Annotated in this window: 14 protein-coding genes; 2 read left to right on the top strand and 12 right to left on the bottom strand. The window is 40.9% G+C overall.

From position 1 onward, the window contains the following. Positions 1–65: 65 nt before the first annotated feature. From IPJ53_09155 to IPJ53_09100, 12 genes are all read right to left on the bottom strand, one after another. Positions 66–3,323: a PD40 domain-containing protein gene (locus IPJ53_09155; protein ID MBK7799268.1), complete on the bottom strand. Its 3,258-nt coding sequence runs from the start codon at positions 3,321–3,323 to the stop codon at positions 66–68. Between the two features lie 65 nt (positions 3,324–3,388). Beyond that, complete coding sequence (locus IPJ53_09150; GenBank protein ID MBK7799267.1) at positions 3,389–4,222, bottom strand: LexA family transcriptional regulator; 834 nt, start codon at positions 4,220–4,222, stop codon at positions 3,389–3,391. A 140-nt stretch (positions 4,223–4,362) separates the two neighbouring features. Beyond that, a complete protein-coding gene (locus tag IPJ53_09145; GenBank protein ID MBK7799266.1) occupies positions 4,363–4,578 on the bottom strand; it encodes a hypothetical protein in 216 nt (71 codons plus the stop codon). 2 nt (positions 4,579–4,580) lie between these two features. Beyond that, positions 4,581–4,976 (bottom strand): IS110 family transposase, encoded by a 396-nt coding sequence (locus tag IPJ53_09140; GenBank protein ID MBK7799265.1) that lies wholly within the window; start codon positions 4,974–4,976, stop codon positions 4,581–4,583. Next, positions 4,969–5,250: a hypothetical protein gene (locus IPJ53_09135; GenBank protein MBK7799264.1), complete on the bottom strand. Its 282-nt coding sequence runs from the start codon at positions 5,248–5,250 to the stop codon at positions 4,969–4,971. The genes IPJ53_09140 and IPJ53_09135 overlap by 8 nt, the downstream gene beginning before the upstream one ends. 5 nt (positions 5,251–5,255) lie before the next feature. Beyond that, positions 5,256–5,489 (bottom strand): transposase, encoded by a 234-nt coding sequence (locus IPJ53_09130; protein ID MBK7799263.1) that lies wholly within the window; start codon positions 5,487–5,489, stop codon positions 5,256–5,258. 1,104 nt (positions 5,490–6,593) lie between these two features. After that, the gene (locus tag IPJ53_09125) at positions 6,594–7,724 is read right to left on the bottom strand and encodes a hypothetical protein (GenBank protein MBK7799262.1); all 1,131 of its coding nucleotides are present in this window, start codon (positions 7,722–7,724) and stop codon (positions 6,594–6,596) included. Positions 7,725–7,735: 11 nt separating this feature from the next. Beyond that, positions 7,736–9,424, bottom strand: coding sequence for an ABC transporter ATP-binding protein (locus tag IPJ53_09120; protein MBK7799261.1), 1,689 nt, complete (start codon positions 9,422–9,424; stop codon positions 7,736–7,738). Between the two features lie 170 nt (positions 9,425–9,594). Next, positions 9,595–10,950, bottom strand: a complete 1,356-nt coding sequence (gene accC / locus IPJ53_09115) for an acetyl-CoA carboxylase biotin carboxylase subunit (GenBank protein MBK7799260.1) — start codon at positions 10,948–10,950, stop codon at positions 9,595–9,597. Positions 10,951–10,973: 23 nt separating this feature from the next. Further along, complete coding sequence (gene accB / locus IPJ53_09110; GenBank protein ID MBK7799259.1) at positions 10,974–11,459, bottom strand: acetyl-CoA carboxylase biotin carboxyl carrier protein; 486 nt, start codon at positions 11,457–11,459, stop codon at positions 10,974–10,976. 11 nt (positions 11,460–11,470) lie between these two features. Then, positions 11,471–12,034: an elongation factor P gene (efp, locus tag IPJ53_09105; GenBank protein MBK7799258.1), complete on the bottom strand. Its 564-nt coding sequence runs from the start codon at positions 12,032–12,034 to the stop codon at positions 11,471–11,473. Between the two features lie 111 nt (positions 12,035–12,145). Continuing rightward, positions 12,146–13,666 carry an OmpA family protein gene (locus IPJ53_09100; protein MBK7799257.1) on the bottom strand — a complete coding sequence of 507 codons (1,521 nt, stop codon included), beginning with the start codon at positions 13,664–13,666 and terminating at the stop codon, positions 12,146–12,148. A gap of 365 nt (positions 13,667–14,031) precedes the next feature. Between IPJ53_09100 and IPJ53_09095 the strand changes: the two genes are divergently transcribed. Both IPJ53_09095 and IPJ53_09090 read left to right on the top strand, forming a co-directional pair. Next, entirely contained in the window at positions 14,032–14,295 is a 264-nt protein-coding gene (locus tag IPJ53_09095) for a hypothetical protein (protein MBK7799256.1), read from the top strand. 114 nt (positions 14,296–14,409) lie between these two features. Continuing rightward, positions 14,410–16,305 carry an AAA family ATPase gene (locus IPJ53_09090; GenBank protein MBK7799255.1) on the top strand — a complete coding sequence of 632 codons (1,896 nt, stop codon included), beginning with the start codon at positions 14,410–14,412 and terminating at the stop codon, positions 16,303–16,305. The last annotated feature ends 47 nt before the right edge of the window (positions 16,306–16,352 follow it).

The following is a 16,352-nucleotide window of genomic DNA, read 5'->3' as shown; positions in this document are numbered from 1 at the left end:
GACCAAACATAAAAAACCTCAGACAAACAACTTTGTCTGAGGTTTTAAATTTTGGAAATTCAAAATTACTTCACCGGAAATGGTGGTGGAGTAGGTTCTTTGAATTGTTTATTTTTCATTTGATCCATGATGTAGCGAATGGCTTCATTGAGTTGCTGGTCTTCACCCATAAACTCTTTTGCCGGATCGTTGTCTACTACGATGTCCGGATCTACCCCATGTCCTTCGATTTCCCAACGTTTTCCATCAACATCGTATCTGGAGAATTCAGGTCTGTTCAATATACCACCGTCGACAATCGGAAGTGTACCACGGATTCCCACGACACCACCCCACGAGCGCTTGCCGATTACAGGTCCAAGTTTAGATTTTTGAAATCTGTAGGCGAAAATGTCACCATCACTTGCTGAATATTCATCGATCAAGGCAACTTTAGGACCTATGACCTGATCAGCCGGTTCGAAGACCGGTGCAGCGTTTCTTGCTTTGGTTACCTGTACAGGTTCTCTTTTCAATCGCTCAATGATCATAGGAGACACGTTGCCCCCGCCATTGCCACGATCGTCGATGATTAAACCTTCCTTGTACAGTTGAGCGTAGAAATATTTAGCAAATTCATTCAAACCTTCCGGGCCCATGTTGGGAATGTGCAGATATCCTACTCGACCTCCGGTCGCTTTGTTTACTTTTTCGATGTTGTTTTGTACCCAGGTATAGTAAATTAATTTTTGTTCATCTGCGATGGGTATGATGGTTACTTCACGAGCTCCCGTTTCAGAAGCGGTTGAATTAATTTTTAAAGTGATTTGTTTATTCGCAGTACCTATCAACATGGAATAAATGTTGCTGACATTTTTGGTAGAAACGCCTTCTACTGCAGTGATGTAATCCCCTTCTTTTGCATCTACTCCGATTTCTGTCAAAGGAGCGCGTACATTCTTATCCCAGTTTTGGCTTTTGTAAATTTTATCAATTCGGAAATAGCCGGATTTATCTTTGGTAACTGTTCCACCAAGTAGCCCCATGGGAATGCGATCCGCTTTTACATAATCGCCTCCGCCTACGTAGGCATGACCGCAATTCAATTCACCGATCAATTCTCCGATGATGTAGGTCAAGTCAATGCGCGTATTGACATAAGGCAACAATTCAGCATATTGGTCCCTCAATTTTTCCCAATTAACTCCATGCATTCCGGGATCGTAAAAGAAATCCCTCATCTGGCGCCAGCATTCAAAATAAATTTGTTTGAATTCTGCTTTGCGGTCCACCATGGTTTTCATATCCGTTAGATTCAGGGGTGTTTCCAACGTAACTTTAGCGGATGGAAGATCTACGATGTAATAACTTCCTCCGGAATTAAGCAACATTTTCTTACTGTCGGCACTTATGGTGTATGACCTTGCTTTATCGCTGATCTCTGTTTCTTTCTGCGCTTTCAAATCATAGACTACCAATTTATTTGCTTCTCTCATAGAAGATTTGAAATAATAAATTTTATCATCTACCGATTGGATGCCAAAATAATTTCCACCCGCTCCCGGTATTTCTATTACTCTGTTTTCTATTCCGAAAAAATCAATTCCGGAAACCATGGTGCTGTCCGAATTCTTATCCGCTTTCTTGTCGTCTTTTTTATCATCCTTTTTATCCTCTTTTTTTGACAAGTCTCTGATGGCGACTTCATCAGATTTAGGAGCGAAAGGATTTTTTGTAGTGGACTTTAAGGTAACCATGTACACTTTTGATAAATCAAAATAGGCATGATTCCACTCAAGGTTATTGTAGGAAGGGCTAAAAGTTCGCTGCGAAACAAAATACAAATATTTACCGTCCGAACTGAAACATGGATTGGAGGAATCAAACCATGGTTCCGTAACCGGATGCGTTGATTTATCACTTAAAGAATAAATATTGATGACAGAATTTCCTTTTCTTACCGGATTGGTGTAGGCCAAAAATTTGCTGTCAGGGGACCAGTTGTAATCTCTGATTTCAAAAACATCTGAGCTGGCAACGACTACTTCTTTTTTGGTTTTGATGTCCACGTAATACAATTTCTGATTTCGGTCACTGTAGGCGATTTTGGTACCATCAGGAGACCAGGACATTCCGTATTTATAGTTCTTACCTTTTTGGGTCAATTGTTCCGGTGCGCCTACCCCATTGGATGGAATGATGTAGATTTCATCTTCTCCGGTGGCATCGCTGATGTAACCGATGTATTTTCCATCAGGAGACCAGGCCAAATCTCTTTCGTGTGCATTTGAACTGGAAGTAAGATTTTTGATGGCCCCATTTTTTGCAGGGACGGTGAAGATGTCACCTCTTGCAGAGAAACAAGCGCGATTTCCATCAGAGGAAAGATCCCAACCAAAAATATTGTCTTTTGCAGAAACGATTTTATTTCTGCCCATGGAAAAATCTTCATTGATCTGGATGCTGATTTTTTCCACTTTATCATTACTCAGATTCAATTTATAAATGTAGCCACCATTTTCAAAGACGATGGCTTTGTCTCCCAGTGAAGGAAACTTCACATCAAAGTCTTTAAAATCGGTCAGCTTTTTGGTTTGCAGGGTTGTAAAATCGTAAACAAAAATGTTCATTCTTTTGTCGCGATCAGACACGTAATAAACTTTATTACCGGTCCACATCGGGATGATGTCCTGTGCATCGTTGTCTGTAATTTTAGTGGTTTGTTTGGAAGCAAAATCATAGATCCAGATCTCATCTGCCTGGCCACCTTTGTATCGTTTCCAGGTTCTGAATTCTCTAAACACTCGGTTGAATGCGATTTTCTTTTTATCCGGAGAATAACTGCAAAAACCACCGTGTGGAAATGGCAATTGCTCCGGCATGGAACCATTGATGTTGGCGGTGTAGAGTTGTCCTTTCCAATCATTGAAATCTCTCCATCTGGAGCGATATACAATGGTTTCTTTGTCTTTCCAGCCCATGCAGATGTTGTTAGGACCCATGCGGTCAGACACATCATCTCTGTTCAAGGTGGCGGTGTAGGTGACCCTTTGTGGAACTCCTCCACCTGCCGGCATTACATACACTTCAGAATTTCCGTCATACTGTGCTGTGTAAGCGATTTTGGATCCGTCCGGAGAATATTTGGAAAATATTTCCACGCCTTCATGATCTGTCAATCTTCTGGCGGTGCCTCCGTTGGCACTGCAGGTGTATAAATTACCTGCGTAGGTAAAACATACGTTGTCACCGTAGATGGTGGGAAATCTCAACAATCTGCTCTCCTGTGCGCGGAGCATAATCAGACTGCTCAAACAAAATAAAAATGTGAATATTTTTTGCATAAAATTAATTTATCGGCGAATGTACGAAGATATTCGTAATTGAAAAATTTATGAGGATAAAACAATTATTGGACCGGGTCAGCTTCCACTTTTTCGAGAATTTCTTCCAGCACCTGATTTTGCTGGAGGATCATGTTTTTAAGCTGGTCTACCACTAATTCAAGACCCTGAGATTTATTGGATGGTGGATCCAGCTGTGTGCTTATTTTGGCTTTTACCTGCCAGACTTCCTTGATTTTATCTGCTTCGACGGCGTAGGAATTAAAACTTGTGTTGTCGGAATGCAGTAATAATTTACGTTCAGATCGCAGTAGATTGGTTGGCCGTTTGACCACGACATCTGCGTCGGTTACGAAGACATATAATTTCTGATCGCGGATTTGTTTTTCCCAATGGAAAGGATGGATGTATCCGCAGATAATAAGATCCCCCTGATTGAGTGTAGGCTCCATGCTTTCGCCGCTCACTTCAAAGGAACGCATGGTGCCGTCCGTTTTGAATTTAAAATCCGGTAAGGAATAGCATGGCAATTCATGAATGTAAACAGGATCGGCAAAACGTCCGGTATACCCAGCCTGCGCCACCATGGGTACGTGTACTATTTGTTCCCGGTCTTTACTGTCTGCTACGATGGTGAGTATGGAGAGATCTTCTGAAGCATCTACTTTGAGAAATTTTGGGCCATTTCCCGAAAATAAAAAATGAGGGTTGAAATGAAATACTTCCACTGCTTTCTGTACCAGTTCGAGGCTTACATCTCTTCTTAATTTGAGGATTTCATTGAAGGTCTGGGCGTAAGAATCGAGGGCAACGGCAAACTGTCTGGCTGAACGGATTTGATGGGTATCGATCAAATCTTGATAACATTGAATAAAACGTTGACTTACAAGGTTATTCATATTATCATATTGGCTTATCTAATAATATGTAAAGATATGCTAAGCAAGTCTAATTTTATATCATCGCGATGAAAAATTTTACAAAATGATCTTAAGTAATCCCAATATGTGATCATTGCTCTTTTTTGTCTCTTAAGTAACTACATTTCAACTATCTGTAAACCAAGGTTTTTAGCTTGTCGTTTTAACTTCTTAATTTGATTTTCTTTAAACCCATCCATATATTTTTCGATTGGTATTGGGTTAAATTTAACCCTTTCTTTTACCATTTTATAAAAAATAGCCGCAATTTTTCTTGCAGTCGCAACAATTGCTTTTGGCGCCCCATTTTTTGCTTTTATACGATTATAAAACATCGCTAACCAATTTTTGCTACGCTGTATGGCAAACGCCGCCATTCTAAATATTTGACCTGCGTGGTTTTTCTTTTTGGAATCCGGCTACTTAATACTTTCCCTCCTGATATTTTATTATTCGGCGCTAAGTTTAACCATGATGTAAAGTGTTTTACCGTTGGCCATTTACTCATATCTAATCCGACTTCGCTTATAATTTCTATAGCATTTGTTTCCGTAATCCCAAAAATTTCTGCTAAATCCGTCCCCGTTAGTTCGTACAACATTTCCTTTCCGTTAAAATTCAAATTATTTTTATTACTCTTTTCTTTTTTTTGGGGCTCCACAAATGTATCTACTCCGGATTTTTCACGAAGATGCTCTTCTATTTTAGCATCGCATTCCTTTAGCTTAAGCATGATAGAATTGATATATTGAATAACTTTGCTCTAGTTCAAAAACGTGTTCTTCTTTCCAAACCCCCGTTAAGGATTTTATAATACCCTCTTTTTTATGGGCTCTAATTCTACTATCGCAACAAGATGCTAATATCTCTGCGTTTCGTTCACCAGCTATGATGGATTTTATGATCTCTTGTCCAGATTTACCTGTAATATCCGCAATAACATGTTGTATTTTAATATTCATTTGTTCTAAAGCTTTATGCATCATGCGAATATGTGTAGCTGACATTTCAATTAAATTTTTCGATGACGCATATATGCTCTTAATTTACGAGTAAACTTATCGGGTTGAAAACTTGCAGATAATAATCCGCAACTGTGTAATTGACGTATCCAATCAGCATCGCTAACATCTGTTTTCTTTCCTCTTACATTTTTTACATGTTTAGCTGTAACTAATACAACATCAAAACCCGCATCTTCTAATACTAAAAATAAACTTACCCAGTAAATACCAGTAGCCTCCATAGCAACTGTATCTACTTTGCATTCTTTTAAAAAACACAACTAGGGCGTGTAAGTCTTCAGTAAAGGCGCCAAAGGCTCTTATTGGTTTTTCAGTGGATTCAGGATTAACTGCTACATAATGTTCTTTGCTTGATATATCTATACCTGCCGCGTTAGGATAAATAATCGGAAATGCTTTTGTTTTTTTTTCTTTCATTTTCTTAAAATTTTAAAGTGAATAAAACGAAAGCAGTGTTAAGGTTCTGAGTAATTATCGTATAAGCTCTTAAACGGGGTTTCGCCAAAGGCGAACCACCAAAATGGATTGTCATTCAAAGAACACTACCAAACTTGATAAGGGGCTGCGAGCACCATAACAAAAAACGGTTTTTGTAAACACTGCTTTACGTCTCGCAAGTTACTTTAAAGGATTGAGAGCGGAGCCGCTGTTATAAACTTGATAAACCCATACTATGCATTAGAATTTCTATTCCAAGTCAAAGAAATTCAGCTTTCGCTGTTTCGTTAAATACAAGTATTTCCTCATGCCGCTTTCGCGCCTGCCTGCCGACGCAGTCAGGCAGGGTTCATTCCCTTGAAGCATTGTCGTGCTTCATTCCGCATTGCGGAAATCGGTCAGTCATCCATTAGCTAATTAGCTAATTTTCAAATTCTCTAATTCTCTAATTTCCTCATTAGCCGCTTTCGCGGTTCCTTCCCTTGAAGCACTGTCGTGCTTCATTCCGCATTGCGGAAATCGGTCAGTCACCTTAAGCTCCAATAAAGGCTCCAGGCCTTACTGTCATATATCTGTTAGCTTATCTGTATACGAGCTCAAACAGTATTTTGTTCTTTACGCTTTTTAATTCAGTTTTAGCTAAAATGAAAAAGGCCGATCTCAATTTCTCATTCGATAACTGTATAATGATAAATCTGCATGCGAGCTCAAACAGTATTTTGTTTTGAACGCTTTTTAAATCAGTTTTAGCTAAAATGAAAAAGGCCGGGCTGAATTTCTTATTCGATCACTTTATGAGGTATTGGAATCTATTTAATCCACCTATTAAAAATGTTTTATTTCTACTGAATCCTCAAAAAATTTACCTGGATCAAAATGTAAGCGGGCTACCTTTTCGTAAATGTACTTCGCCAAAAATTATTGGTGCCGGGCTTTACCAGCAACAGCTGAAAACTTCCCTGAGGCAGGTTCTTCAGATCAATGTCCAAAACTTTACCTTCCTGTACGTCAACAGACTGGTTGAATAAGTTCTTTCCATCATTGCTGTACACATTCAGTTGCCAGTTGCCCGACACTGCATTGGTGCAATGGATTTGAATTTTGTCCTGGACGATGGTATTTTTAAGTTCGAATTGTTCTGCGACAGCTGTAAGATCTCTGCTGGCAACCTCAATGGTATTCGGTTTGTATTGTATGTTGGTGACATTGCCGGAAGTATCCGTATTTACGAGTGCGATCAACCCCTTAGACTCATTACTTCTGAATGCATAAGATATGTTGATTCCACTTGGTATCAAACCTCCTAAAAAAGCACCTGCAAAAGCGGTAATGTCCTGCCATCCCAATAACCCCAGACGCGCGTCGATGGCAAAAGTGGTGTTGGTGGTTACTTTTTCACGGATTACATCCCAGGATTTTAATGGTAATTTTACTTTTCCCCAGGCGTCAGAAAGCCGGTCAACTTGTGTAGTCAATCGTATTCTGAAGGAATCCGGTTTGATAGGCCCCGGAATCTGGCTCAGCAAACTGTCCGGCACAAAGCTGGCCGGAAATGGAATCGTCACATCGGTCTTTGAAGAAAGGTTGCTTCCAAAAGTAGTAGGCGTATTGAAAACCGTAACCGGTTTTGAATAGACAGTCGGTTGATTAAATCCCGGAATTGGGCCTCCTGCCCTGTTGGCGAAACCAAGCTCCTCCACTTTGTTGGCACTCAGACGATAAAAGGTTTCTCTGGTATTGGTGCGCACCATGGCATTGGCAGTTGGAAAACTGGCTTTTGCCTGACTGAGCGCAGGATCGCGAAACACTTCAGATCTTCTGGTCTGGTTTTTAAGAAAACTCATATCCCATTCCTGATCTCCGGCCGGCAAACCCAAAGAAAATCCGGAAACTGTGGTATCTACTGCATAAGCAAAGGAATCTCCCAAAACAGGAACCACTTTGTTGGTGATGATGATCTGTGCAGAGGCCGCCGTAAAGAGGCAAATGGACAATGCAAGGGATGAAATAAATCGCATGTATGTAAAGTTTAGAGGAGTGATTGCAAGGACACAAAGTTACTGTATTCCCCATTAAATTTAATTAATTCTTCGTGCGTACCGGTCTCCACGATCCTTCCTTCCTTCAGTACTACGATGAGATCCGCATTTCGGATGGTGGACAAGCGGTGCGCGATGACGATGGCGGTGTGTTTTTTAAGCAATTCTTCGAGGGCTGCCTGGATCAGTGTTTCTGAAGCAGAATCAAGTGCTGAGGTGGCTTCATCGAGGATGAGGATCTCCGGATTTCTGAGTACTGCTCTGGCGATGGTGAGTCGCTGGCGTTGGCCACCGCTGAGTTTGACGCCACGGTCACCAATGTTGTACTCCAAACCTTTGGAAGACTCTGATACAAAATCGGCCGCATTCGCCAATTTTAAAACTTCCCAAATCCGTTCATCAGAGTTCCCCATTTGACCAAACTCCACATTGTTTTTGATGGAATCGTTGAACAAGATAGGTTCCTGGGTCACCATGCCCATCAGTCTTCGCAAATCCTCTACCTCAATCTTGCGAATGTCCACTCCGTCTATGCGGATGCTACCGCTGCTGACATCGTGAAACCTTGCCAGCAAATCTACCATGGTGGACTTACCCGAACCACTTGCCCCTACCAGCGCGATGGTCTGTCCCTTGTGTATTTTTAAATTGATTCCGGACAGGACTTCTTTAGGGTCATTGGGATATACAAAAGAAACATTGTCAAATTCTATGATGGATTCGAAGCTCTTTTTGGTGATGGCCTGGTCGTCATTTTTAATTTTAATGTCGAGGTTCAGAATTTCATTAATCCGGTTGAGGGCGGCCACTCCTTTCTGCACATTGAAATAAGAGGCAGACAACATTTTGGACGGTTCGATCACATTAAAAAAAGCATATAAAAACGCCAGAAAAGTAGAAGCTGCAATTTGATTGGAAAAAACGAGTGATGCACCATAAGACAGCAGCAAACAAACGATCACAATTCCCAAAAACTCCGACAAAGGTGGAGCCATTTCCCTGCGTCTGTTGATGTTGATCAGGAGATTTTTGTACTTCTCCAGAATGGCGTCGAAACGGGACTTTACATAGGATTCTGCTGCAAACACTTTGATGACTCTTAGCCCACCGAGGCTTTCTTCCTGCAAGGAAATCAGGTCTCCAAATTCTTCCTGAGCATTCAGTGATTTCTTCTTGAGCGTCCTTGAAATGCCCCCGATGATGAAGGCAGTTGCCATCAACAGTATCAACACAAATAAAGTGAGACTCGGACTGGTGTAGAGCATGAAGGCGATGCTTCCCAGGATGATCAGAGGATCTTTTACCCAGGACTCAAAAGTGGCCAATAGAGTCCATTCCACTTCGTGTACGTCGGCGGTCATTCTGGCGATGAGATCCCCTTTTCTTTCTTCAGAAAAAAAAGACATCGGGAGATCCATCAGTTTTGCAAATAAGCGGCTGCGGGTATCTTTCACCATGGCTGCCCGGACAGGCGTCATAAAATAGATGGCCAGGTATCGGAATAAATTTTTCAGAAAAAAAACAGAGCCAATGCAAATGCAGACGATGAAGACCGCCTGAGATTTGTCCTTGGTGGACAGCCAGCTTGCAAAATCGTATTTGAGTTGGCTGACCAGTCCGCCGGCGCCACTTGCATTCACAGGAGGTTCAGGCACTACCAGCCCTTGTTGGAACAACATTTCGAACAGCGGAATAATGGCCGGAATGGACGCCACCGTAAAGATGGCCGTCAGCAGATAACAGACAAAATGCAGGATGACCAAGCCTTTGTACTTGCTTACCTGGCTGATGAAATTAAAAAAATCTTTCAAACTTATGAATCGAGCAAAAGTGCTTTAAATGTATTGACTTATTTGGTCGGCTTTTCAGGTTCCAGCACAAAAGTATTCAGGAATCCCGTGTTGAAATCCCCTGAACGGAAAGACTCATTCCTCATCAATTGCTTGTGAAAAGGGATGGTCGTCTTGATGCCTTCCAGAATGAATTCATCCAGTGCGCGCTCCATTTTGGTAATGCACTCCTCGCGGGTCTGCGCCTTGCAGATGAGTTTGGCGATCATGGAATCGTAATATGGCGGAACGGTGTAACCGGAATACACATGCGTATCTACGCGGACCCCATGGCCCTTGGAAGTGTGGAGCGTGGTAATTTTACCCGGACAAGGCCTAAAATCATTGTAAGGGTCTTCTGCGTTTATTCTCACCTCGATGGCATGCAGATTCGGAATGTAATTTTTACCGGAAATTGGAATTCCGGCAGCCACTTTGATTTGTTCTTTGATCAGGTCATGGTCGATGACCTCTTCCGTCACAGGATGCTCTACCTGAATTCGGGTATTCATCTCCATGAAGTAAAAGTTGCGGTATTTGTCAACGAGAAACTCTACCGTACCTACTCCTTCGTAGTTGATGGCTTTTCCGGCAAGGATGGCGGCGTCCCCCATTTTCTCCCTTAATTCAGGCGTCATAAACGGAGAAGGACTTTCTTCAACCAACTTTTGATGACGTCGCTGGATGGAGCAATCCCTTTCTGAGAGATGAACTACTTTTCCAAACTGATCCCCTACGATTTGAAATTCAATGTGTCGTGGTTCTTCCACGTATTTTTCCATGTATATACCGTCATTGGTAAAGGCCGCTTTGGCCTCCTGACGGGCGGTATTCCAGGCATGTTCAAATTCTTCTTCTTTCCAGACGATGCGCATCCCCTTACCACCCCCTCCGGCAGTAGCCTTCAGGATTACAGGGTATCCGATCTCAAGAGCTACCTTCTTGCCTTGTTTGATGTCTTTCAGTAATCCTTCGGAACCAGGTACAACCGGTACCCCACATTTGATCATGGTATCCTTGGCGGTGATTTTGTCCCCCATTCTACGGATCTGATCCGGTGTGGGCCCAATAAATTTTACACCGTACTGTGTGCAGATCTCTGCAAATTCAGCATTCTCCGCCAAAAAACCATATCCGGGATGCACCGCATCTGCGTTGGTAATTTCAACGGCTGCCATGATCTTGGGAATGTTGAGGTAAGATTGAGAGGAAGCTGGAGGTCCTATGCAGACCGCTTCGTCAGCAAATCTCACATGCAGGCTTTCGCGATCGGCGGTCGAATAAATCGCCACCGTTTTGATGCCCATTTCTTTACAGGTCCTAATAATCCTCAAGGCAATTTCGCCTCTGTTGGCAATCAATATTTTTTGAAACATGCTGTCAAATGCTGATTAAAAAATTAGGGCTCTAGAATGAATAGAACCTGATCGTATTCAACCGGTGAAGCATCCTCCACGCAGACTTTTACGATGGTTCCTTTTACTTCCGATTCAATTTCGTTGAAAAGTTTCATGGCTTCAATGATGCAGACCGTTTTACCGGAATCTATCTTGTCGCCTACTTTAACAAAAGGTGGTTTGTCCGGTCCGCCGGAACGATAGAAAGTACCCACCATCGGAGATTTTATTTCGATTTGTTTTTTACCGGATTCAGGAGCGCCGGCCGGAGCGGCAGCTGCTTCCAGGGCTTTTGGTGCAGGAGCGGCCTGATGCTGGGTCGGCTGCATGGTATAGGAAGGTTGGTAGCTGATGGCCTGCATCTCAGGCATTTTTAAAGCCTTTTGGGTCTTTATAGAAAGCTCAAACTCACCATCCTTCACCTTGAATTCTGCCAAATCAGATTTGCTTACCAGGCGGATTAATTCTTGAATTTCTTTAAAGTTCATTGTTTTAGTTTTTATTTGACTCGTTCGATATACTCTCTCGTACGGGTATCCACTTTAATTTTTTCGCCCTGCTCAATGAACAAGGGTACTTTAATCTCAGCACCGGTCTCGATAGTGGCCATTTTCATGGCATTGGTGGCGGTATTGCCTTTTACACCGGGTTCGGTGTAAGTTACCTCTACCACCAGATGTGCAGGAAGTTCGGCTAACAGTGGGGTGTTTTTCTCTGCATGGTACAACACCTCGATCTCCATTCCTTCTTTAAGGAATTCGCCATTGTCTATTAGCTTGTCACTCAAAGACTCTTGTTCGAAGGTCTCTGAATTCATAAAATTATAGCCCATATCGTCTTTGTAAAGATACTGAACTTTTCTTCTTTCTACCCTCACTTCGTTGATGGTGTGTCCTGCCACGAAAGTATTCTCGATGACCTTTCCGGAGGTCATACTTTTCAATCTGGTACGTACGAAGGCATTTCCTTTTCCGGGTTTGACATGCTGGAATTCCACAATCACGAAAATGTCATTGTTGTAATCCATGCACATTCCATTTCTGATATCTGATGTATTTGCCATAAATTAAGCTAAGATTATAAATTTTGCGCAAAGATAAGCCGTAAGTACATAAAAAAAAGGAATCCAACGAATTGGACTCCTTTTTATGTCTTGTATGCATCTCCGGTGTGCTTATTTAGGCACCAAATTAAATTCTGTTCTGCGGTTCAGGAATCTGCCCGTTTCTGTCTTGTTGTCTGCGATCGGCTTGGTAATACCGTACCCGGTATAGGACAACCTGTTCTGATCCAAACCTTTGGAAACCAGGTACTCGTAGCACACTTTGGCCCGTTTTTCAGAGAGCTCCAGGTTGAATCCCGGGCTGCCTGAATTGTCGGTATGTCCGCCTATGGCGAGGTTGTAGTCAGGATATTTTTTCAGGATTTTGGCAATTTTATCCAGAATGGAAAAGGACTCTTCTTTTAATGTAGCGCGACCTAAGTCAAACTGTATTGCCCTCATGGCGAAGTCCAGTACTTCGAGGTCCTTTTTTTCGATCAATGGGCAGCCTTTGTTGGATCGTGGTCCTGCCATCGTAGGACAATCGTCCACTTTGTCCTGAATACCGTCGCCGTCCGTATCCGGACAACCTTTAAACTGCATCAGTCCGGCTGCAAAAGGACATTCGTCCATGTCGTCTTCAATGCCGTCTTTGTCAGAATCTTTTTTAGTTTCCGGGCATCCACCTTTGGTCTTCAGCCCCGGAATATCCGGACAACGGTCGTCTTTATCGGAAACTCCATCGCCATCGCTGTCAGGGCAGCCGTAGAGGCTCGCAAGACCGGCTTTATCCGGGCAATGGTCTTCCTTGTCGGGTATGCCATCGCCGTCGCCGTCTTTCTCGGGACAGCCTTTATTTTCGATCAGCCCTTTCACATTGGGACATTCATCGTCGTTGTCAGAAACCCCGTCACCATCCGCATCCGGGCAACCGTCCAGCGCTGCTACGCCGGCTGTATCCGGGCATTTATCTTTGCTGTCTTCTATGCCATCGCCATCTGTATCAGGGCAGCCATAGAACTTGGCCAATCCTGCAATGGAAGGACAGAGATCAAGTTCATCGGCGATGCCATCGCCATCCGAATCCGTCTTGATCATTTCCATCACCGGTTTGTCGGCTTTCTTGTTGCCCAGGAAATACACCAGCCCGAATGTATGCTGAAGGTGATCTTCCCAGTCGATGATGCCCAGTCTATAGTCGGACTGTACCTGCAGGAAAACCTGCGGATGCAATTTAACATTCAGCCCCAAACCCAGCGGAATCTCGATGCCGAAGGAACGCCCCATGGGAAAGAGACTGTTCAAACCTCCTGTCAGGAAGGGATTCACCCACCAACTGCTTTTAAAAAAATGGTATTGTCCCAACACCCCCACCGAAAACAAGGGAGATCCTCCCCCATCGCCCAGTGAGTCCACGTATCTGCCCAGGCCCAATGGAGCTGACAGCACAAAATTCTTAGAAAATCTACGGAGGTAAGCCAGTTCGAAGCCATCGCCCATATCCTTCAATGCGGCGGCATCCTTGTCTCTCAGGGTATTGTAGTCTATTAAAGTCTTTTTGGCACTGAGCCCTTGCTTGAGTTCAAATAACTGAGCGTTCACGGGGCCTGCGAGGCAAGCCAGGAGTATCAGGGAGTATAAAAACTGCTTCATGGTAGCGGATGATTAAATTAAACATACAAAGATATGTTTAAATAATTAATTCAAATCAATATACATTAAGAATTTTGGTTATATTATAAAAATGAGGGGGCTGTGTGATCCACAAATAGAATTCTGCATTTTCAGATAATGAAAACAAAATGATATACGTCCCTCCGTTATATTTGAAAATTCTAAAGATCCATATAGCGGATAAATTAGAACTACTATCCTAAAAATAAAATCTCTCAAATAATTTGGAAATTTCATAAATAAATTATATTTTAGCCCGAATTATTGCTATACGACCACCAAAACGTTCTGAATTTTAAAAAATAGCCAAATGTCCTGAAACCCTAAAGCCTAAAATAAGACTAATGCCTTTAACCCAATATACTACTTCGAGCAGTCAGAATTGTCTTGATGCCCGCAAAAGTACTGACCTGTATAGGCTGAATAAAAATAATTCATTATTTCAATTTGTAAATCTGGAGGACTTAGTTCGCATCCTTGTAATTGATGATTTTCAAAACAAGCAATCTTATAGAATTTACTCTCAACTTAACGCCAGAAGTATTAACAACATTGATTTTCCTGTTCACACTTTTTTATCCACCTCAGATGAAAATTATAAGAAATAAAATTTCGACATTAATATCAAGGTCATATAGCAATGAGAAATGATAAATTGATTAATAGAAAGCTATTTGCAATTTTTAGACTCAAATTATAAAGTAATACTTAATTAAAACTTTATGGCCCTTCTAAGTCCAACACTTGAAGTAATCAAACGACAGAAAGTTCAACCAACTGAAGGTGAGTGGACTTTGCTTAATTTTTTGTTGGAAAATTTGGACAACACTTACGAAATATATTTTCAACCTTTTCTCAATGGAGACAACCCCGACTTTGCAATTATGCGAAAAGAAAGCGGTTTGCTACTCATAGAAGTTAAAGATTGGAATTTACAGCATTATTATGTTGACGAGAAAACAAGATGGCGGTTAGTTAAAGATGATACGTTTATAAAATCACCACTTAACCAAGTAGAAAACTATAAAGACAATTTATTCAAACTTCACATTGAAGAGTTATTTCTAAAAAACGTCAAGAACAAAGATCATTGGGCAACTGTAAAGTGTGCTGTCTATTTTCATAATACTACAGAACAACACCTTAACAAATTTCTGTTATCAGATTTTCAGATTGACACAAAAGAAAAAAACAATTCTAAATACCGAGAATTTGTAAGCTACTTCGGATTACTTGGAAACAATTCGCTTAACAAAGATAAATTAGACAAACTGTTCAGTAAGTTTTATTTAAACAGAAAATCAAAATATTTTGACGATACTCTGTACAACAGTTTTTACCGTTACTTGAAAGCTCCTGTCCATCAAACAGAAGAAGGAATAGAAATTAACTATACAAAAGAGCAACAAGAATTAATTAGAAGCGAAATAAGACCAAGAAGAAAAATAAGAGGCGTTGCAGGAAGTGGGAAGACATTGGTTTTAGCAAAGCGTGCTGTCAACGCCCATATTAGAACAAAAAGCAAAGTTTTAATTTTGACTTTCAACCTTGCACTTAAAAATTATATTCACGATAGAATTAGTGATGTTAGAGAAGAGTTTTATTGGAATAGTTTCTATATCACTAACTATCATCAATTTATTAAAACCCAAGCAAATAATTACAACCTTGAAATTAACGGGTTAAATGCTTGGTATGACACATCTTTTTTTGAAGATGTGAAAAATAAAATTCATACATTTGATGTAGTTCTTATAGATGAAATTCAAGATTACGAGCAAGAGTGGCTTGATATTGTTGCTACATATTTTATGCACGATGACACTGAGTGGATTGTTTTTGGTGATGACAAACAAGATATTTATCATAGAAAATTAGTTGTAAGAAACATCCCAGGCGTATGGAACAAATCACTAGATAAATCTTTCAGATTTACTGGAGCAATTGCCAACATTGCAATTAAATTTCAACAGAAATTCTTTGACAAAATCTACGAGTTGGACGACATTAAAATAATGTCGCAAATTGACTTTGAAACAAGAACTATTGAGTATCATTCATTCAACAAATTTACTACCCAAAAATTATTTGAGGCAGTTTATTCTGTATTAGAGAAGAATAAAATTCATTCTTCAGATGCAGGTATTTTATGTTCAAAAGTTGAGATTTTACGAGCAATAGATTTTTCAATACGCACCGTAAAAAATGAAAAGACTACAACGACTTTTGAAAGCCAAGAGGAATTCGATACAATAAAAAAGGATGAAACAAAAAAACTCATTGAAAAAGGTGTTGCTGAAGGAGATATAAAATTCCACATCAACAAAGCAATGCGTGACAAGTTAGAGGACATAAGAAAAATCAAGAAGAACCATTTTTGGATGAAAACAGGAACGGTAAAACTATCAACAGTACATAGTTTCAAAGGTTGGGAGATTGACACTCTGTTTTTGTTCATTGAAAATGAAGAAGATGAAGAAAGTGCATTTACAAATGCTGAAATTATTTACACTGCATTGACAAGGGCAAGGAAAAATTTAATTGTATTTAATTTGGGTAACAAAATGTTTGACAACTTTTTCAAGAGCGAAATAGAGATCCAATATGTAATTCAATGAAAGGAAAAACTGCACATAGCAAGGAATTTTCGATTGCAGGGGTTATA

The sequence above is a fragment of the Candidatus Vicinibacter affinis genome, assembly GCA_016714365.1.
In the GTDB taxonomy this organism is placed as follows: domain Bacteria; phylum Bacteroidota; class Bacteroidia; order Chitinophagales; family Saprospiraceae; genus Vicinibacter; species Vicinibacter affinis.
Note: the sequence above shows the minus strand (reverse complement) of the source record. Positions and strands in the feature narration are given on the sequence as shown.

Coding starts and splice junctions, on each gene's coding strand:
- IPJ53_09140 (MBK7799265.1), bottom strand. CDS start 4,976: ATGCTTAAGCTAAAGGAATGCGATGCTAAAATAGAAGAGCATCTTCGT.
- accC (MBK7799260.1), bottom strand. CDS start 10,950: ATGTTTCAAAAAATATTGATTGCCAACAGAGGCGAAATTGCCTTGAGG.
- IPJ53_09130 (MBK7799263.1), bottom strand. CDS start 5,489: ATGGAGGCTACTGGTATTTACTGGGTAAGTTTATTTTTAGTATTAGAA.
- IPJ53_09090 (MBK7799255.1), top strand. CDS start 14,410: ATGGCCCTTCTAAGTCCAACACTTGAAGTAATCAAACGACAGAAAGTT.
- IPJ53_09120 (MBK7799261.1), bottom strand. CDS start 9,424: ATGTTGTTCCAACAAGGGCTGGTAGTGCCTGAACCTCCTGTGAATGCA.
- IPJ53_09095 (MBK7799256.1), top strand. CDS start 14,032: ATGCCTTTAACCCAATATACTACTTCGAGCAGTCAGAATTGTCTTGAT.
- accB (MBK7799259.1), bottom strand. CDS start 11,459: ATGAACTTTAAAGAAATTCAAGAATTAATCCGCCTGGTAAGCAAATCT.
- IPJ53_09145 (MBK7799266.1), bottom strand. CDS start 4,578: ATGTTTTATAATCGTATAAAAGCAAAAAATGGGGCGCCAAAAGCAATT.
- efp (MBK7799258.1), bottom strand. CDS start 12,034: ATGGCAAATACATCAGATATCAGAAATGGAATGTGCATGGATTACAAC.
- IPJ53_09150 (MBK7799267.1), bottom strand. CDS start 4,222: ATGAATAACCTTGTAAGTCAACGTTTTATTCAATGTTATCAAGATTTG.
- IPJ53_09135 (MBK7799264.1), bottom strand. CDS start 5,250: ATGTCAGCTACACATATTCGCATGATGCATAAAGCTTTAGAACAAATG.
- IPJ53_09155 (MBK7799268.1), bottom strand. CDS start 3,323: ATGCAAAAAATATTCACATTTTTATTTTGTTTGAGCAGTCTGATTATG.
- IPJ53_09125 (MBK7799262.1), bottom strand. CDS start 7,724: ATGCGATTTATTTCATCCCTTGCATTGTCCATTTGCCTCTTTACGGCG.
- IPJ53_09100 (MBK7799257.1), bottom strand. CDS start 13,666: ATGAAGCAGTTTTTATACTCCCTGATACTCCTGGCTTGCCTCGCAGGC.